20 protein-coding genes, 1 pseudogene and 1 CRISPR repeat array are annotated in these 17,866 nt (G+C 65.7%); of the genes and pseudogenes, 6 read left to right on the forward strand and 15 right to left on the reverse strand.

Features of this window, described 5'->3' with window-relative positions:
* Nucleotides 1–9: 9 nt before the first annotated feature.
* The 13 genes from BM150_RS15490 to BM150_RS15550 form a co-directional block, all read right to left on the reverse strand.
* Nucleotides 10–459, reverse strand: coding sequence for a hypothetical protein (locus BM150_RS15490; RefSeq protein WP_092927978.1), 450 nt, complete (start codon nucleotides 457–459; stop codon nucleotides 10–12).
* Nucleotides 460–595: 136 nt separating this feature from the next.
* Complete coding sequence (locus BM150_RS15495; protein ID WP_092927979.1) at nucleotides 596–841, reverse strand: hypothetical protein; 246 nt, start codon at nucleotides 839–841, stop codon at nucleotides 596–598.
* A gap of 412 nt (nucleotides 842–1,253) precedes the next feature.
* Nucleotides 1,254–1,946 carry a hypothetical protein gene (locus BM150_RS15500; RefSeq protein WP_092927980.1) on the reverse strand — a complete coding sequence of 231 codons (693 nt, stop codon included), beginning with the start codon at nucleotides 1,944–1,946 and terminating at the stop codon, nucleotides 1,254–1,256.
* Between the two features lie 275 nt (nucleotides 1,947–2,221).
* On the reverse strand, nucleotides 2,222–3,211 hold the full coding sequence (locus BM150_RS15505) for a DUF932 domain-containing protein (RefSeq protein WP_092927981.1): 990 nt from the start codon (nucleotides 3,209–3,211) through the stop codon (nucleotides 2,222–2,224).
* Between the two features lie 274 nt (nucleotides 3,212–3,485).
* Complete coding sequence (locus BM150_RS15510; protein ID WP_139219550.1) at nucleotides 3,486–4,046, reverse strand: hypothetical protein; 561 nt, start codon at nucleotides 4,044–4,046, stop codon at nucleotides 3,486–3,488.
* 227 nt (nucleotides 4,047–4,273) lie between these two features.
* A protein-coding gene (locus BM150_RS15515) for an IS5 family transposase (RefSeq protein ID WP_425427424.1) occupies nucleotides 4,274–5,139 on the reverse strand; the annotation gives its coding sequence in 2 pieces (ribosomal slippage) (nucleotides 4,274–4,852 and nucleotides 4,855–5,139; 864 coding nt in all).
* A gap of 128 nt (nucleotides 5,140–5,267) precedes the next feature.
* Nucleotides 5,268–5,867, reverse strand: a complete 600-nt coding sequence (locus BM150_RS15520) for a hypothetical protein (protein WP_139219551.1) — start codon at nucleotides 5,865–5,867, stop codon at nucleotides 5,268–5,270.
* A gap of 521 nt (nucleotides 5,868–6,388) precedes the next feature.
* The gene (locus BM150_RS15525; RefSeq protein WP_245755512.1) at nucleotides 6,389–6,850 is read right to left on the reverse strand and encodes an LOG family protein; all 462 of its coding nucleotides are present in this window, start codon (nucleotides 6,848–6,850) and stop codon (nucleotides 6,389–6,391) included.
* Nucleotides 6,851–7,024: 174 nt separating this feature from the next.
* The gene (locus BM150_RS24175) at nucleotides 7,025–7,195 is read right to left on the reverse strand and encodes a hypothetical protein (RefSeq protein WP_175496849.1); all 171 of its coding nucleotides are present in this window, start codon (nucleotides 7,193–7,195) and stop codon (nucleotides 7,025–7,027) included.
* A gap of 434 nt (nucleotides 7,196–7,629) precedes the next feature.
* Complete coding sequence (locus BM150_RS15535) at nucleotides 7,630–8,454, reverse strand: class I SAM-dependent methyltransferase (RefSeq protein WP_217641670.1); 825 nt, start codon at nucleotides 8,452–8,454, stop codon at nucleotides 7,630–7,632.
* A gap of 67 nt (nucleotides 8,455–8,521) precedes the next feature.
* Nucleotides 8,522–9,274 carry an NAD-dependent epimerase/dehydratase family protein gene (locus tag BM150_RS15540; RefSeq protein WP_092927986.1) on the reverse strand — a complete coding sequence of 251 codons (753 nt, stop codon included), beginning with the start codon at nucleotides 9,272–9,274 and terminating at the stop codon, nucleotides 8,522–8,524.
* The gene (locus BM150_RS15545; protein ID WP_092927987.1) at nucleotides 9,271–10,008 is read right to left on the reverse strand and encodes a coenzyme F420-0:L-glutamate ligase; all 738 of its coding nucleotides are present in this window, start codon (nucleotides 10,006–10,008) and stop codon (nucleotides 9,271–9,273) included. Before BM150_RS15545 ends, BM150_RS15540 begins: the two co-directional genes overlap by 4 nt.
* Before the next feature lie 680 nt (nucleotides 10,009–10,688).
* The gene (locus tag BM150_RS15550) at nucleotides 10,689–11,309 is read right to left on the reverse strand and encodes a DUF6624 domain-containing protein (protein ID WP_342752586.1); all 621 of its coding nucleotides are present in this window, start codon (nucleotides 11,307–11,309) and stop codon (nucleotides 10,689–10,691) included.
* Nucleotides 11,310–11,720: 411 nt separating this feature from the next.
* Here BM150_RS15550 and BM150_RS15555 point away from each other — a divergent pair, with 411 nt between their 5' ends.
* Nucleotides 11,721–12,599 carry an NYN domain-containing protein gene (locus tag BM150_RS15555; protein ID WP_092927989.1) on the forward strand — a complete coding sequence of 293 codons (879 nt, stop codon included), beginning with the start codon at nucleotides 11,721–11,723 and terminating at the stop codon, nucleotides 12,597–12,599.
* 266 nt (nucleotides 12,600–12,865) lie between these two features.
* Nucleotides 12,866–13,054, forward strand: coding sequence for a hypothetical protein (locus tag BM150_RS23805; RefSeq protein WP_139219553.1), 189 nt, complete (start codon nucleotides 12,866–12,868; stop codon nucleotides 13,052–13,054).
* Between the two features lie 217 nt (nucleotides 13,055–13,271).
* Here BM150_RS23805 and BM150_RS15565 read toward each other — a convergent pair whose 3' ends face one another.
* Nucleotides 13,272–13,556 carry a hypothetical protein gene (locus tag BM150_RS15565; RefSeq protein ID WP_139219554.1) on the reverse strand — a complete coding sequence of 95 codons (285 nt, stop codon included), beginning with the start codon at nucleotides 13,554–13,556 and terminating at the stop codon, nucleotides 13,272–13,274.
* Between the two features lie 130 nt (nucleotides 13,557–13,686).
* Here BM150_RS15565 and BM150_RS15570 point away from each other — a divergent pair, with 130 nt between their 5' ends.
* Together BM150_RS15570 and BM150_RS15575 are read left to right on the forward strand one after the other, a co-directional pair.
* Nucleotides 13,687–14,067 carry a hypothetical protein gene (locus BM150_RS15570; protein ID WP_139219555.1) on the forward strand — a complete coding sequence of 127 codons (381 nt, stop codon included), beginning with the start codon at nucleotides 13,687–13,689 and terminating at the stop codon, nucleotides 14,065–14,067.
* A gap of 36 nt (nucleotides 14,068–14,103) precedes the next feature.
* A pseudogene (locus BM150_RS15575) lies at nucleotides 14,104–14,904 on the forward strand (IS5 family transposase).
* Nucleotides 14,905–14,910: 6 nt separating this feature from the next.
* Here the strand turns inward: BM150_RS15575 and BM150_RS24180 are convergent.
* Nucleotides 14,911–15,573 (reverse strand): hypothetical protein, encoded by a 663-nt coding sequence (locus tag BM150_RS24180; protein ID WP_175496850.1) that lies wholly within the window; start codon nucleotides 15,571–15,573, stop codon nucleotides 14,911–14,913.
* Here BM150_RS24180 and BM150_RS24185 point away from each other — a divergent pair.
* Entirely contained in the window at nucleotides 15,556–16,413 is an 858-nt protein-coding gene (locus BM150_RS24185; RefSeq protein WP_175496851.1) for a hypothetical protein, read from the forward strand. The two genes, BM150_RS24180 and BM150_RS24185, sit on opposite strands and share 18 nt — an antisense overlap.
* The gene (locus BM150_RS15590) at nucleotides 16,410–17,141 is read left to right on the forward strand and encodes a 2'-5' RNA ligase family protein (RefSeq protein WP_092927994.1); all 732 of its coding nucleotides are present in this window, start codon (nucleotides 16,410–16,412) and stop codon (nucleotides 17,139–17,141) included. The genes BM150_RS24185 and BM150_RS15590 overlap by 4 nt, the downstream gene beginning before the upstream one ends.
* 80 nt (nucleotides 17,142–17,221) lie before the next feature.
* Nucleotides 17,222–17,860: a CRISPR direct-repeat array (repeat unit 28 nt; unit sequence GGCTCACCCCCGCTCGCGCGGGGAAATC).
* Nucleotides 17,861–17,866 lie beyond the last annotated feature (6 nt).

Below are 17,866 nucleotides of genomic sequence, written 5' to 3' on the forward strand. Positions count from 1 at the left end.
GACGGGGGATCAGTACACGCGGAACCCGTCGCACTGCGCGGCGGTGCGCAAAAACGGGACCACGTCGCCCTCCAACTCGTTCGGGTGCGGAGTCCCGGCTGTCCTCGCCCGGTCATAGGCGGTCACCGCGGCGGCGCATTCAACGGCGGTGACATGCCACCCGTCGTTGGAACCGAACTTGTGCAGCGGAATCCCCGCTCCGTCGCCGCCGTGGGCGGACAGCGTCTCGTCCAGTTGGGCCAGATACGTACGGGCCTGCTCAGTGACCGGTTCCCCCTGGTTGGTGAACTCCTCCTGGGAGAGATGCCCTGACTCGGGAAACGCGGGCATGTCACTGGTAAACGCCATGCCCAGGCGAACCATCTCCTGGGCGGTGATCATCATGCCGAAAACACCGCGGCGCAGATAGCGATGCGAGTGCTGGCTCGGAGCGCCCTGCACGACCATGTCGAATCCCATGAAATGTCCTCTTTCACTCGGATGGATACGGCGGGGTGGTCGGTGCCCGCCCGCGCGTCGACGGCACGCGTCCGTCCACGCGCGGCCGGGTCGGCAGACACCGCTGTGTACTGCCGACCCCGCCGGTCGAAAAGGTTCAGGTGTGCTGGTCAGCGACCAGAGCCTCCACGAGATCGGGTGGGATGAGAGCCCACTGGCGGGCGGTATTGACCACGGTCCGCGGGTCGGTGATCCGGTCGTAGAGATCGCCCCGGTTGACCACAGTCGCGTGGTTGGGGCCGTGGACGTGGATGACGAACGTGGACAACAGGCGGTGCCACCCCACGGTGACGGTGCTGGCGCCGGTGTGTTTCCGGACGGGCAGGCTGTAGCGCGTGTGCATAGTGACCTCTCGTTTTCGGCCGGGACGGACAACGAAAGCCCCACCGCGCCGAAGCGCGGGTGTTGCCGTGCCTCGGTGGGGCGCACTCGCCACGCCCCGCTGTCGGTGCCGGGACAAGCGCGCTCTGTTCAGCGCTTGTCCCGGCACCGGCGGTGGGGCAGAGTGCGCACCGCCCCACCGAGCACACCGGCACACCCGCCCCGAGACGACGTGTTCCCCGCAGCTGCACACCGAGAGCCAGTTAAGCCGCCGCTCGATGAGCAAACGCCGTCGCCGCGATCGGCGCCCCTGGCTGCGGTGCCGACCTCGACGGCGGCCGTGCCTCGGTGACAGCTGGAGCGGGACCGGCGTAGAACAGCGAGAGCGCCCAGCCGTCAGACCGTCCGGGCAGTCCTTGACCCACTGGCCGTGCTCATCGTTGTCCTGGGGTCGCGGAAGGTGCGTGGTATTCGCTGGTGACGATGTGGTGGAGCCAGTCGTCGAACCAGCGGGGTTTCGTAGCGCTGCTCGGATTCCGCGGAATCGGGGCGTGGAGATCGGCGGCACGGAGGTTCTCGGCAATCGAGTGCCACCAGGGATGTCCGTAGACATGTTCGAACACCGCGTAGCGGTCGGTGTCGCCGTCCTGGCGGCTGCGTACGACGACTCGGTCACCGAACACCGTGGTGGAACGAGTGGGGGCACAGTCCACGGATCGTTCGATACGCACCACGGTCAGCACCGCCGGACCATCCGGGGTGGTGATCTCGACGGCGTGGTGCCATTCCCACACCGCCCGGATCACGTCGCCATCTCCGGCGACGTGCTGGTGTCCCAGATGTCGCGTGGTGCGGGTGCAGCGAGACCCGTCCTGGTTGACGGCGGCGCAGCGTGTGTCGTCGCGCCGCCCGATACCACCGCCGGTGGGGTCGAGCATGCCCGGTCTGCCCACATCCTCCAGTGCCGAACCGCACCCGTCGCAGAGGTGTCGTCGGCGTGGATTGTCGGTTCGGCAGCGGCAGCCCCACAGCAGTCGGGCGTGGTGGGCCGCGCGACGGATGACCGGCTCGTCGTGTTCATCAGCGGCGGTCAGCAGAGCGGCCAGTGTGCTCGTGACAGCGTGCATCGGGGGCTCCTGAAAACAGTCAACGCTGGGGGCGCCCGCCGGGGCGCCCCCAGCGCATAACGGGAGGTGTGAATTCGGGCTGCACCAGCACGAGCTCGTGGTGCTGGGCTAGCCTGGCCGGTGGAAGAGGTGTGTCTCTTTCACCCGGAAATCAGCGGCCGGTGGATGCTTTGGTCGGCCGCAGCCTCGTGTGTTGGCTGCGGATCCCTGCACAGGGGTGGTTCACCGGCTGCGCCGGCCCACCCGGAGACATCTCCGGGTGGGCCCTGGCGCTTTCACAGCGCCAGCAGCTCGTAGGCGCGCTGTTTGCGGTCGGCGATCGCGTCGCTGGTCACGACTCGTTTGGCGCGCACGGTGGTATCCGCGGCCGGCGAGTAGTGGTCCAGGTACTCGGTGATTGCCTGCACTCCGGCCCACCGGGTGCCGCGGATCGACTGTTGGGTGTCGGCCTCGCGCCACAACCGCAGCAACGCGGTGGTACGACGTTCGGCATTGTTGCGGGTCCGACTCGAGGGATTGTTCTCGAGCGGCCATACCTGGTCGATGACCTCCCGGAACCCGTTGGTGGACAACTCGGCGTTGATCATCCGTTCGGCCTCGTTCTCGAAGGCCTCACAGTAGTCCCACATCAAGCCCAACTTCTGGCGAACTTCAGCGATCTTGATCCTGGCGGACTTGGTGTGGCGGATAGCATGCGAAGCGCGCGCTGTGTGCAGCGCCATGTGCTGGGTGTTGGCGCAGACCACCCGCACCGGCGTGATCACCACCCGAAACGAACTCGACCCGTCGTGGCTGTTGAGTACCACCAGATACAGGTCGATCTCGTCGGTGCCGGCCAGCCGCATCGCCTCCGGCAGCTTCATGGTCACGAACGTCTGCGTGCCACCCCGCAGGCTGCCCGCGGTCTCGAAATGCGCCCCGGACTCGTCGACCAACGCGTCCAGCAGCTCGACCTGCTGCTCGTTCTGCCTGATCTCGTAGTCCTTACCTACCGTGCCCAGGTAGTCCAGCTCACCGGTGACCGGATGCGTTCGCACCGTGGCGAACCGGTCGGGAACCGCGAGGCTGGTCACCCCCTCGTCAGTGAGCTCGGTGGCGGTCAATCCGAGCTTGCGCACGTTCCACCCACCCAGTCGGGCCAGCCGCAGTACCTCCTGGCCGGTCATGGCCTCGCGAGTGACCGTGCCCAGCTGGTGCCACGCGTCCAGGCGGGCACTGGCGAAAGCGGCACTGCCGTCGGCGAAGCGTTCGATGTGATGTGACATGACAATCGTGTTCCTTTCACAGGGAAATTGGTCGTGATGCGCACAGGGGTTTGGTCGGTGCCTGCTCACCCATCACGCAGGAAGAATTCGCTCGTCTCGGTGAGGCTCACTCAACAAGCCCCGCTGCCGCGGTGAGGGCCTCAAGCACGTCCGGTTCAGCCCTCGACTCCCGCTGCTGATGGAGGGGAGCGTGCCCCACTTCCCACCGACACCGCAGCAGAGCATCTACTCCCGAAGATTTCTGACTGGGAAGTCGGAGAGCAGCGCGATCGACTCACTCGTCGCGGGCGGATTCGAACAGTTCGTACGCGAGTCGTTCAGCCTCGTCCGCGTCCTCGGCGGTTACCGTGTCGACGACCCGCTGGTACCCGCCCTCGTCGCCGGGTTCGCTGTCCCGACAGAAGTGCTGACCAGCGAACACCGCGGCGATCAACGTTTCACCAGGTGAGGACTGGTTGCGCAGGCCTGCCACTGTCCACAACGCTTCCTTCGTTTCTGCCATGGTTTCTAGCCGAGATCGGGCGTTATCGAGTTCCTCGTCAGGATCCAGTCCGACCTCGACCAGCCACTCGTTGAGCACCTCGACGAGGTCCCCGCCAGACCAAGAGCCGTCCGGCTCCTCGACGAGGACTTTGATCCGGCGGAACAGACCAAAGATCGCCGCTCCCTCCGGAGTGCGCGGGTCGATCCGCCCAGACGGGTTCATCAGACCGACCTGGGAAGGCGAATCATCACCGGCGCCGAGGTGGGAAACCGTCTCTTGCTGGGACACGCGGTTTTCCTTCCATTCGAGTACGACACCGCACAACGAGATAATCAGCCCACTGTGCGGCATTGAGATAACCGGACGACGAATTACTGTCCATCGCCGGGCAGAAATATCAGATGATTTCTGTGAAGAACCCAGATGAGTGATCTGATCTACAAGAGAAGTGAGCGCGGAAATCCTGTTCTGACATGGTGATCCATCGAGAGCTACACAGTCGACGGATACTGTCGTCACCGGTGAGATCGACGAGTGAAACTCGCCGCGGATCCCCGCCCCCGAGCCCCACCCGAATACTAGGCGGTGTCTGGTGATCTTGTGGTGAGGTCGTGGAGCCAGGTGCGGATGCTGGCTACGGTCAGGGTGCCTTGGTAGACGTAGTCGCGTTTGTCGTATCTGGTGGCCACGGCGCGGTGTTGCTTGAGCTTGTTGAAGCAGCGTTCGGCGGTGTTGCGGTCTCGGTAGGCCTTGCGGTCGAAGGCGGGTGGGCGCCCGCCACGCGGGCCTTTCCGGGCGCGGTTGGCACGCTGGTCACGGCGCTCGGGGATGATCGCGGTGATGTGGCGGCGACGCGGTTCGACGCGGATGGCCCGGCTGGAGTAAGCCTTGTCAGCCAGGATCCGGCCAGGCCGTGTTCGAGGCCGTCCCGGGCCAGAGGTCGGGAATCGCATCATACGAAGGACCTCAGGAAACACCACTGAGTCGGCCCGCTGCCCCGGACTGGTGGCCGTCACGATCGGGCGGCACCGCAGGTCGGCGGCCAGGTGGATCTTCGTGGTCAGTCCGCCCCGGGAACGGCCCAGGGCTTCCCACCCGTCCGAATCCAGCCGGCTCAGCGAGCCCCCTTTGGGGGCTGTTCGGCCGGAGGCTCGTGCGGGGCACCGGCAGCATGCTGATGGGCCCGCACGCTGCTGGAATCCACCCCGACCGTGGGCGGGGCCACCGTCTCGCCGGTATCGGCATCAATACGCAACGCCTCAGCGATACGCTCCCACGTGCCATCAGCTGACCAGCGACGATGCCGATCGTAGACGGATTTCCAGGTACCGTAGCGCTCCGGCAGGTCCCGCCACGGTGCCCCGGTACGGACCTTCCACAAGATCCCGTTGATTGTCCGACGGTGATCGTTCCACTGGTGCCCCTGAACCGGATTGCCCGGCATCAACGGCGCCAACAGTGCCCACTCCGCGTCCGTGAGCTCATGCCGCTTGACCACACCACAGGCCTACCAACGCCCAACATCAAGATCTACCAGACAGACCCTAGGGGGCCCAACACACGGACAATGGGTCACCGTGTTGCCCATGTGGGGCACGAGGAGCTCTCGTCGATAGAGGGAGTCTGCGGGGCGTAGGAACACGTGACTCGTTCACCGTGATGCCGCCCGTGGCACTCGATCTTCGCCAGCGTAAGTGCCCGACTAGCCACGCTTGTTTTGCTGCGCATCACGGATTCGGCATCGTCGATCCGGTCGTTGTACAGCGTTTCACGGTGAGAGCGATACAGATCGATGTCCTGCTGGTCGGGAAACGCCTCGGCCCACAGGCGGAAGAGCACGCCCTCGGCCGCCGTGGTGATCGGAGTGGCCTTGGCGACCTCGCACAGGGCGATGACGATTTCGGTCGCCGTGCCGGGGCGTGTGTCCTCACCGGCCGCGACCCGCTCGAGGATTTCGCGACAGTGGCTGCGGTAGACGAATTCGGTGTTCATCCGCGCGCTAGTGGGGTGGAGGAGTGTCCATGAGTGATACAGCGTGTCCGCTGCGTGCGGGTGACGCCGTTGTGCTGCCTGGATCTCGTCCTCGCACCAGGCCATCTGATCGAATACCGGGGCACAAGCACCGGATGTGGTCTCCAGGATGTCGGTGAGTGTCCTCGAGTCGAGAGGCATGATGATCTCCTCAGTCATTCGATGTCGTTGTCATGGGGCAGTACCTCCGGCCGTGTCGCGGCCGGAAACGAGCAGTGCTCAGCAAAAAGACCCGGCCCGTTCGGTCGGGGCGACCACAACGGAGCCGGGTCCGGGACGGGCGGCATGCGCCCGTTGGCACTCAAATTCCCGGCGGTATCGCCGAGAACAGTGATGGCTGGTCACACTGAAACTGTTTCCGTCGGCCGTGCCGGTGGGGCGCACTCGGCAAGCACCGCCGTCGGTGGCAAAGGAGTCAAGCGCGCTCGGTTCAGCGCTTGACTCCCGCCGACGGCGGTGCAGAGTGCCCACGCCCCACCGACGCGGCGTGGACTACACGTCGTTAATGCCGGGCGTCGTTGGTGACATGTCCGGATACAGGAAATGTCTGGCCCCCTCAGCCACACAGCACCCCGTCGTCGACGCGGTGCTGACATAGCTGGGGAAGAGACTGCGCTGGCCGGTGCCGTGCACGATGCTTTCAGCTAAAAGAGGTATCGAGGTCACGGGCGTTTGGCCACGAACGTGGTGCGGCGGTTACGCACATCCACACGGAGGATCGGGCGATGCTGGTCCCAGGCACGACGCATCGTCGACAGGCTTCCTCCGCTGCGGCGGCAGGGATCGTGGGCGGCGACTACGGCCTCGCTGTCAGCGACGAGCCGGGCGTTGCGCTCGTGCAGCAGCTGCACGCAGTAGCGCGTGCCGAGCATGACCACTCGGTCCGCCCTCTCGACGGCTGCGGCCAACCGGTTCCGCCATGGCCGCGGCCAACGAGTATCCAGGTCTGGGCAGGGAAGGTAGAGCCACGTCGTCAACCCAGCCTCCTCAGCGGCCTCGGCCCACAGCAGATCCGTTCCCGCCGCTCCACCGCTGAGGGCGATCGTGGTGCCATACTCCTCCCGCAACCGCACCGCGATCCGGATGAACTCGCCGAACAGCCACTGCTGACTGCCGGTCGGCAAATGCTGTGGTCGGTGCCCAGTACAGGCAACCCGACCCCATGGCGGGCAATGTTCCATCCCGCTCCTCCTCGTGGTTCTGCCCGAACCTCTCCGGGAGTCCCTGCCTGGTTGGCAGAGTTGTGTCCTGTCCGCGACTACTCGCACCACAGAAACGCGAACAGACCAGCGTCGGTGTTACTCGTCGCTGATTCCGAGGTAGATCTCCGACCAGCGTTCACCAGTATCGGCGAGCCCAACTTCGGAAACGGGCAGCAGGCTGGCCTCATGGCAGGCCCGGCAGCGCCCGTTGACCCTGATCGTCATGGCTTCCCCACAGGAAGGGCAGTACTCCCGGAAGATAGGCATCCCCTCCTCATCGGCACCCTCATAGGAAAACCAGGCACGCCCAGTCCATTCCGCGTGTTCAGGGACCGTATGAGGACGCGACGGAGAATTCATCGGTGCTCCTTCCAAGCAGAGACCGAGCTGGTGTGGCCGGTCATTGTGTTCTCGGCTGATGCCGACTCGACGCGGAGCGGGAGGCGGCAGCAAGCCCCGAAGAACGCGATGTTTCGCAGCGAGGAACGAGCGAAGAAACTCGCGTGAGGGCTTGCGGCCAACGACTGGTCCGCGTAGGCATCAACACAGCCGAGAACGCACCGGCAACAGCCGGTGCCCGACACAATGTGACGTCACGCTTGGAAATAGTATTCGCGGAGCTGTTTTCTCATGACGAGGCTTTTCCACAACCAAACAGAAGCCATGGATTGGGGTCTTCCGGTGTTTTCGGTGTTGTGGGGTTATGGGCGGGTGGCGATGAGGGCTTCGGTGTGGATGATGTCGGTGAAATCGCCGTGGGGGAATTGTGTGGCGAGTTCTGTGCGTAGGTCGTGCTCGAATCGTGCTCGGATGTTTTCATCGTCGAATTGGGCGGGTGCGAAGTAGGAGTAGCTGAATTGCAGGCCGACGATCGCGTCGAGGTCGCGGGGGAGGTGCCAGGTCCAGGTCACGGTGTCGACGTGGCTGAAGGGGCTGCGGGCGAGCACCTCGGCGTGGCTTTCTTTCGGATGTGTGTAGGTGCTGGATCCCGCCCGGCGGGCCGGGCCCAGGTACCGGGTGCGGATGTCGGTGATGGTCTCCTCCCAGGGGGCTGGGGTGTGCTCGCCGGGAGCGCCGCCGCTGAGTACGACCACCGCGCCGTGTGCGGCGATGAGTGTGTCGAGTTCAGCTAGTAGCGCGTCGCGGTCGGTCCAGTGGAACGAGGCGCCCATCGTGGCCAGGTCCAGCGTGGGCAGAGTGAGTTCGTGCAGGTGGTGTGAGTCGCCGTGGCGCCAGTCGATGGTATCGGCGCCGTGTTCGGCGGCGAGGCGTCGTCCTTCGTCGAGCATGCTGGGTTCGGGATCGACGGCGATCACTCGGGCTACGTGGGGGGCGAGCGGGATCGCGATCTGGCCGGTGCCGCAGCCGAGGTCGAGCACGGTCTGGGCGCCGTTCAGAGCGAAGCGGTCTGCGAGGTAGGAGAAGAATTCCGGTGGGTAGCCGGGGCGGTAGCGGGCGTAGTAGGGGGCGGTCGAAGCGAACAGCTCGGCGGGGTCGTAGTGGATGTTCAACAGCCCTCCAGTCACGAAGGAATGTGTGGGTCAGCAGCTCGGAGAGCGTGTTGTTTGTCGGCTCGCCGCGGCACCCTGAGAACTATGCCGTGTAGGGGCCTCCGTGCCAGTGGTCGGTCAGTGGTGGGAGTGGGTGGCTGGTGGCGTTGTCGTGGGGGTGGTAGTCCAGGTCGGTCCAGTGGTCGTGGGGCCACCATCGCGGGGTGTTGTCGCTGGTGCCGTAGAGGAGGGTGAAGGGGTGTGGGAGTGGTTTGGTGGCTGCGGCGGTGAACAGGGTGATGGCGTCGCGGGGGCTGAGCCAGGTGGCGGCATGGCGGGCCTTGGTCGGGGTGGTGCGGAGGCTGCCGATGCGGATGGCGGCGATGTCGAGATGGTGTTTGTGGGCGTACAGCGAGGCGAGTGCTTCGTCGGTGATTTTGCCGACGCCGTAGATGCTGTCGGGGTTGGGTGCGGTGTCGGTGCTGGTGATGGTCTGGTCGGTGGGGGTGAAGCCGATGGTGTGGTGGCTGCTGGCCAGCACGACGCGGGAGGTGTGGTGTTCGCGGGCGGCTTCGAGGACGTGGTAGGTCGGCAGCAGGTTGTGTTCGTAGATGGCGGGAAGTGGGGCGTCGGTGTGGGTGATTCCGGCGGCCGTGTGGATGATCACGTCGGTGTGGTGGGTGGCGTTCCTGGTGGCATCGGGGGCGCGTAGGTCGATGTTGTGGTAGTCGCACCCTGTGGGCAGGGTGCTGGGTGGGTGTTTGTCGAGAATGGTGACGGTGTGTCCGGCTGCGGCGAAGGCGGGGGCGAGGTGGCTGCCGAGTGTGCCGGATCCTCCGGTGAGTGTGATGTTCATCGTTGCTGCCCGTGGTGCAGGACGCTGCCGATTCCGGCGTCGCTGTGGTGGTAGTGCAGACCGCGCAGCACTGTGACGGGGGCGCCGCGGCCGCGTTGTCCGAGGGTGATTCCGGCGGCGCCTGCGGCGAGGTCGGTCAGGGTTTCGTGGTGCGTTTTCCCGGCATGTTCCGTGGTGCGCAGGGGGTGGATGCCCGCGGCTCCGAGGGCGATCACCGTGGAGCCGTGCCGGTCGGGTCGCCCGTCGGAGTCGGCCACGATCACGGCCAGCCGTACTCCGGTGGCTGCTGTCAGCGTGTCGCGCAGTGCGCGGGCTGAGGCGTCGGGGTTGGTGGGCAACAGCCAGGCCTGGCGTGTGGTGCGGTCGCGGTCCACTCCGGCGGAGGTGAGTTCGTAGCCGAGTCGGTGGCGGGCGATGATCGGCCCTGTCGGGGTGGCCAGGTGATAGTCCACGGATTCGTCGAGGATCACTTGGATGATCTCGGGGGGTTTGCCGGTGGCCTGCGACAGCTCGTGCGCGCGGGCCGTGGGGGTGACGGTGTCGAGGTCGACCGCGCGGTGTTCCGACAGGGACACGACTTTGCTGGCGACGACGAGGATGTCGTCGTCGGCCAGGGTGAGGTTTTGGATGTTCAGGGTGGTGGTGATGGCGTGGGTGAGGTCGTCACCGGCGGTGATGGTGGGAAACGATTCCAGGGCGGTGACGGTGACCTGCCGGGTGGGTGGTGTGCTCATGGGGTGTGCCGATTCCGGGTGAGGGCGGTCAGGACATCATGCATGGCGAGTTGTAGCAGGTGGGGGCCGGCGGGGGTTGTGGTGCTGGCGTGGGCGAGCCAGCCGCGACCCCGGGTGAGGTAGTGCGGCAACAGGCCGCCAGCGGTCCTACTCGTCGGTGAGCACGGGGGAGAGAACCGAGAAGCATTGTCGTAGAGCGGTCGTTCCGACTCCGCCGGATCCTTCGTAGGCAACCAGGTAGTCCCAGTGCGTTTCATGTGTGCGGTGACCGCAGGGGCGCCTCGACCTGCATGCTTTGGTGCTTTTTCTCAGCAGTGACCCGGTCGACGCCTGTGTTCTCGACTGATACAGACTCGAGGCGGAAGAAAAGCTCAACCACTCCAGAACTCGACGTTGTCGGTACCGAGGACAGCGACAACGACAACTCGTGTGAGGGCCTGAAACCAACCACTTGCCCGTGTCTTCATCATCACAGCTGAGAAGGTACTGGCTACAACAGTTCGATCCACTCCACATGCTCTGGTTTTCCCTCATGGAGACATACCAGCGCCTCGTGCGGTTGTCGAAGCGCTTGTGAGAGCAAGTAACACGTGGGCGCTGAAGGCGGGTCAGAGTTTTGGCAGCGGGAGACAAGAACCCCATGCGGGTTTTCAAGAGCATTCGGTAGAGGTATGCCGCCCTCAGTCACGGAACCTTGAGCTGGGTTGTCTCGGCGCCTCCACGGTATTTTCGGGAGTGTTGTCACGGATGTGGCGGAGCTCGTCGAATCGCCATGCCTGGTCGAGATCACAGTTGTCAAGTGGGCTCAGACCGATTTCACTGCGCCAGAGATTGACTCGTTCCCGGTCGGCGAGCGGCCAGAGACGGCTGGTCTGGTTCCCGATACCGAACCGTTGGGTGCCGTATCGCTGCGGGAGGTTCTGGTGCAGAAGTACGCGGTCATCGAGATACGCCAGATCACGTTCGGTGGCTTCTTGACGATCTACCGCTTCACGGAGCAGGTCGATCCAGGCCTGCTGGTAATCGGGGGTGGCATGTTGTGCCAACAGCCAGGCCGCGTGTGCACCATCGGTGCCGACCAGTGTGTGTCCCGGCCATCCATGCTCATCGATAATCTCGGCCAGCCGAGCGGTGTTGTCGGCGTCGACCTCGCGGACGGTGATGCTGTCCACTGTCTGCTGCTCGAGCCATTGGTGACGGACCTGTTGATCCCGAGCGGACCGTCGTAACAACTCGTCGCGTAGCTGATCACCCATGTAAACGACTGTCCCTGAGTCGCCATGTTCCGCGCACTGCGGCATCGTCAAAATCACCTGGTTGCCTGGAACTCTGCCTTTCGAGAAAGTACAGGATTGAGAAGTCGTTCCGCGGTTCCATTCCCGAAGGTGTCGGTGAATGTTGGCGGCGTGGGCTGTTGTTTGATCGCGGCTGGTGTCTTGTGCTCACGGTGCGGGCCAGGACAGAGCGAGGCGGTGCACACTCGAACCGGTGAACCTGGGGCAGTGCCTGGTCCGCAGTCGGGGTGGTGCGGTAGGACCGGTCTTGACCATGTGGTGGCAGCGGAGGGACAGGGTTTCGGTTGAGCAAGGCGCGACGGGGCAGTACGGGCCGTGAGGACAAGCAGCGGCGGCGTCAGCACCGCCTCGCTCCCTCGGCCCTGCAGAACGCCTTCGCCCGCCACGCCGGGCACGCGGCAGTGAGGGGAGCCCGGGATGGATGTTGAGTCGGAAGGGGTGCGGATCGTGAGGGAAGCCGAAGCCCGCCACCGCCATGCATTCGGCCGGTGGCGCGATGACCCCCAGCCCCGGGATGAGCAGCTCGCGCTGCTCATCGACTTCGAGAACCTGGTGCTCGGCGCGCACGCCAGCCTTCCGGACCGCCAGGATCCGGTCCCGGAGACGGCGCTGCGGTGGCTGTGCCGCGCCTACGGAGTCACCACCACCCGCCGGGCCTACGGCAACTGGGCCGACTCCCGCTTCCAGCGATACCAGCCCGCGTTGGAACGCAACGGTGTCGACCTTGTCCAGATCGGCCACGGCCTAGGACGCAAAAACGGTGCGGATATCCGCATGGCCGTCGACGCGATGGAGACCCTGATCATTCACCCCGAGGTGGCGGCGTTCGTGCTGGTCTCCGGTGACTCCGATTTCTCCCCGCTGGTGGCCAAGTTGCGGGAGTTCGGCCGCCACATCATCGGTGTCGGCGCGGAATCCGCGGTCAGCGCCCGGCTCGTGTCGGTGTGCTCGGAGTACAAGCTCTGGGGATCGATCGTGGCCCGCGCGGACAACACGCCCGCGGAGACAGCACCTGCACCGGCACCTGTGCAACCCGGGTTCCGGCTTGCCGACGGCGAAGCACTCCTGGTCGCCGCGATGGACCAGCTCAGCACCCGCAGACCTACCGCGTCACAGCTCAAAGCGAAGATGCTCGTGTTGGACCCGTCGTTCGACGAAGCCGCCTACGGATGCCGCAACTTCCGGGCGTTCCTGGCCCAGCTCTCCCACCAAGTGCGGGCCGTCGGCCATTCCGGGCACGACATCATCCTCACCCGCACCGCCAACGCCGCGGACGAGACCACCACCGCCCCGTAAGTCAGAATCCTGGCTGGCCCCGGCGGGATACAGGGCGCGGTCAAGGTCGCGCGGCGTTGGCGGGGTGTGCGTAGCGTGATCGGCATGGGATTCTTCTGACGCACCGCTTCGCCACGACAGCCGCCGCAACCCGATGTGCTCAACGCCGACGATGACACCGACACCGCCGAGCGGATCCGGCATCAGCTCGCCGCGATCGAGCTGGCCGACGCCGTCGCCGAGCACGACAAGGCCCACCTGGTCGCGTTGCCACCAGGCAGAGCGGATTGCCCAGATCCAGGCGCGCGGCGCTGTATGCCCACGTCGATGACATCTGGGGCGACCTCAAACGCCGTGGCCTGCGCGCGGCTGATCACGCCGAATACAACGGGGGCGCCGCGTTACGGGACCTGACCAGTGAGCTGCACGCCCACGCCGAGAACGTCGCTTGCCAACAGGACGACGATACCGACTGAACCGGAAGGGGCGGGCCCACTGGCCCGGAGCATCCCGTGTCCCGCCCCGCCACGTCGTCGCCTGAACCCCACCGTCGTGAACGCAACCCACCCGCACCAGCACGGACCCGCTACCGGTGAAATGCTCGTCATTGTCCTCGGCCTCAGCACTGCGGTCTGGAGCGTGAAGACCGGATAGGTCCGAATCCAGCAGCGACAGCCACGTCGCCGTCGCTGGTCACGACCTACGGGCAGACCGCTCGAAGTAGGTCAACTCGTTGTCGGAAACCAGCGTCAGACTGCACACGTAGAACACCGTGTTGCCCTGTGCGTCGCGACCATCTGCCCAGCCAGGGCCGGTGGCCCAAGTGAGCGCGCCGGGGTTGTCAGGTTGCTGTGCACGGAACGCGTCGACATGCTTGATCGCCTTCTCAGCGGACTCGAACGCCATCGTAAGGATGCCGGGCTTTGCGGACGTGGTGCGATCTTGCACCACGTACACGATTCGCTCACTGCTTGCCATGGACGCCATATTGCCAGCCGCCCTGCCAAGGGACGCCCGAGTCCTTGTGGAGATCAAGCGATCTCGTCTTCGTCGGGTTCGGACTAGTTACGTACGTCGTGGGCTGTGGATGCGGGCTATCGTGGGCACCGTGGATCTCAGGACACAGTCGCTGGCGGAGTTGATCGTGTGTGCCGAGCGAGCACTCGGAACCCAGTTGATGCAGGAACGGGCAGTGTGCAAGCGGCGGTCGCTGGGTCTGCCGAGCGGCCGGGACACGTGGGTGCGGATCTCGGTATCGCCAGCCGAGGCCGCGGCCGAGCGTGGTGGGCTGGAGGCCACGACCGCTCTGCCGAGTGCGTGTCGGCATCCGCAGTGGCATCAGGGTGCGTGTTGGCACGACGGGGAGCTGCTGTGGCGGGTGGAGGAGACCGAGTTGGTCACCGAACCGGTGATCTGCTCGGGCGGGATGCTCGCCACCGAGCCCGAGTTGGGGCAGGGGTGGTGGCAGCACCTGGCTAAGAGCCCCTAACACATTGGTGATACCGGGCTGGGATGATCTTGGGTGATGGCTGCACCGTGGGTGGTCTCGGACGAGTTGTGGGAGCGGGTCGAGCCGTTGTTGCCGGTGCGTCCGGCGAGTCGGACGGGTCCGAAGCCGTTGCCGGATCGGCAGGTGGTGCAGCCCATCCTGTTCGTGCTGATCACCGGCATCGGGTGGGAAGACCTGCCGCAGGAGCTGGGGTTCGGATCGGGGATGACGTGCTGGCGGCGCCTGCGGGACTGGCAGGAGGCAGGGGGTGTCGAGCGGCTCCATGAGGTGTTGCTGGCCGAGCTCAACGCGGCCGGGCAGATCGACTGGTCCCGGGCGTGTGTGGATGCTTCCCACCTTCGCACGAAAAGGGGGGAACGGCCACCGGGCCAAGCCCGGTGGATCGAGGCAAAACAGGCTCGAAGCACCACCTGATCTGCGACGGCGGCGGAGTTTTCCTCGCCACGACGCTCACCGGCGGCAACCGCAACGACATCACCCAACTATTGCCGCTGGTCGAGAAGGTCCCGCCCGTACGCGGCCGACGCGGACGGCCCCGCCGCAAGCCCGAGGTCCTCGTTGCTGACCGCGGCTACGATCACGACACCTACCGTGCTCATCTGCGCCAACGCGGCATCCGGCCGTTCATCAACCGGCGCAAAACCCGCGACACCAACCAGGCCGTGCGCTGGATTGTCGAAGCAAACCTTGGCCCTGCTGCATCAGTTTCGGCGTCTGGCCATCCGCTGGGAGCGTCGTGCTGACATCCATCACGGCTTCCTCGCCCTGGCTACCAGCCTCATTTGCTGGCGCCGTCTCCCGAACGCAATACGTTAGGAGCTCTTAGTAGCGAGGTATCCCTCGCGGCGCTGCCTCTGTCGTGTCTCCCGGCCCGGCCAGGTCATCGCCGAGTTCGCCCGGTGGCTGTGGGGCAGTCGTGCTGGGGCAGTTCCTTCGGGGCTGGTCGTGAGCTGACTGTTGTCGTGTGAGTGCGTGAGCCAGGCTGGTTTCGCTTGCGGCTATTGCGTCGGTGAGTTCGGTGAGGGGCTCGGCTGGTGCTTCCTCGCCGTGGTGGAGGCCGGCGGTGGTGATGATGTGGGTGAGCGCGTGCTGGTCGGTGTCGGACATGTTCTGCGCGCAGGCTGGGTGGGTGAGCACGTCGTGGGCGGCGTAGGCGTCTGCCGCGGCGATGGCTTGTCGGGTGATGTCGGTGGTGATCGGTGTGTGAGGTGTGTGGTTGGTGAGGTCGAGTACGCCTAGACCGAGGCGGCAGCGAAACACCAGTGGTGTGGACTGGTGGGGGAGTGCGAGGTAGCGCTCGACCATCTCTGTGTCAGCTGGCTGGGTCTCGCGTTCTGCGGTGGTCAGGCACAGCGTGGTGAGATAGGACGCGACGGCTTGTTCCCACATGTCCGTGGTGGAGCTGTGCTCGAGCAGGTCGAGGGCGTGCTCGTGGTCGTCGTTGATGATGCGGGTGAGGATGGCGACTTGTCTGCCGTCGAGCATGCGGTCGCCGATGCCTTTGTGGCGTTCGAGGTGTTCGAGCGCGTCGTTCCATCGTCCGGCTCGGGTCAGGGCTCGGGTGCCGTCGGCCAGCAGCACTGTCCAGAGGAATCGGACGAGGTCGCCTCGTGCTGCGCTGTGATCGTCGGTGAGGTCGGTGAGGTCGATGTTCCGACCGTCGATCGTGGTCGCCGTTCTCGTGCGCAGGGCCTGGTAGGCGTGGGTGAGCAGCTGGTGCGCACGGTTGCCGTGGCCGTTGCGGATGTGCAGTCGGCCGAGGTTGACCAGGGGTTGCAGGGCGAGTTTGGCCGTTGTCGGTGCCAGCGGCCGGTGGGCGTGGAAGAGGTCGAATTATCGCTGGCACAGCTGGTGGGCGCGGTCGGGCAGGCGCTGAGCTTGCTCGATCACCACGAGATCAGCCCCGAGCTCACGCCGTGCCTGTCCTTCGAACCGTACGGCTATGCCCGCCTGGCCGCGAACGCGGCGACGGCGTACGTGCCCTTGGGGGACACGGAACGTGTGCTGCACTACACCGGCGATGTTGATACCGCCGTGGAACAGGCCGATTCCGACTGGAGTCGAGCTCTGGTGCGGCTCGATGTTGCCACGGCGCTGTTGCACCAGCCGGATCCGGACTTGGAACACGCACTTGCCTTGGGCACCGAGTCGGTGCGGATCTGTGCCGATTACCCTATTCGTTCGGTATGGCAACGTGCCCACACCCTGTACGGACTTGCTCAACGTTGGGCAGGCGACGCACGCGTGACCGAGTTCACCGAGGTGCTGCGCACCTGGTGGAGCCGTCCTCAAGTGCGCGACGTCGCTGGGGGACCAACCCGGTGACGGATGAGCAGCGGGTGCGGGTCAGGCTGGTCGGTGTGGGTAGTTCGTACAGTTCGATGTTCCCGGCCGATCCACCGGATGATCACGAGGATCCGGTGGGTATCGCGGTCCACGATCAGGCCGCGTTCGAGCGGGTTGAGCGGATGCTGTGTCACTGGGACCGTCCACACCGGCGTTCCTATCACTGGATGATCACCCTGGACGAGCACGAACCGGCCCATGCGTTGAGCCGGCGTTGTCAGCAGCTGCTGCCCGCGGAGGGGCTCGATCTGGTTCCGCCGGAGAGTCTGCACCTGACCGTGCGCCGTCTGGGCTATGTCGATGAGGTGCCCGTGCCGACGTTGCGGGCCGCGGCCAGGGCCGTGGGGGAACACTGCCGTGGGATCGAGCCGTTTCGTCTGCAACTGATCCCGTTGGCCGGTTCTCCGGGGGCTGTGCGGTTCAGCGTTGCTCCGTGGTCTCCGCTGCTTGGGGTGTATCGCGCGGTGTCGACGGCCTCGGGCTATGCCGACATCGACCCGCTGCGGATGTACCGACCCCATGTGGGTATTGCCTACAGCAATCGGGTGCAGTCACCGGAGGAGATCATTCGCGCTGTGCGGCGGGCACGGGAACTGACTCCTGTCGAGGTCACCATCACTGAGCTGCGCCTGGTCGAACTCACCCGCGCCGATCACCACTACACCTGGCACGTCCTCGAGCGGTTTCCCACCACGGGAAACTGCTAGCTGCAGCGCCCGATGAGTCTAGTTGCCCCGCGCGAGCGGGGAAACCTTCGGGCGGGACCCAGCGGAGCCAGGGGATCAGCGGCTCACCCCCGCGCGATCGGGGACTTCCGGCATTTCCTGGACGAGGACCCCGTGCCCCTGGGCTCACCCCCGCTCGCGCGGGGAAATCCGACGCGGCCTGCCACGACAGCGATCCCAGCATGGCTCACCCCCGCTCGCGCGGGGAAATCGTGCGGAGCCCGCGACAGCGAGGACACGATGGAGGCTCACCCCCGCTCGCGCGGGGAAATCCGACGCGGCCTGCCACGACAGCGATCCCAGCATGGCTCACCCCCGCTCGCGCGGGGAAATCGTGCGGAGCCCGCGACAGCGAGGACACGATGGAGGCTCACCCCCGCTCGCGCGGGGAAATCCGGCGTAGTCGTCGGCGCGGGTGGCCTGGGGAGGGCTCACCCCCGCTCGCGCGGGGAAATCATGTGCCACGACCAGGTGGACGGGCCGTGGGCGGGCTCACCCCCGCTCGCGCGGGGAAATCGCCTTGTCCCGGCGGCGCAGCTTCACCCGCGACTGGCTCACCCCCGCTCGCGCGGGGAAATCGTCACTGACCACGCCGGGCATCCGGTCGCGTGTGGCTCACCCCCGCTCGCGCGGGGAAATCCGGTGGCGTGACCGTCGAGTGGGGCTTCGGTGGGGCTCACCCCCGCTCGCGCGGGGAAATCGCGGAC

The organism is Actinopolyspora alba, from assembly GCF_900112765.1.
Classification (GTDB): Bacteria; Actinomycetota; Actinomycetes; order Mycobacteriales; family Pseudonocardiaceae; genus Actinopolyspora; species Actinopolyspora alba.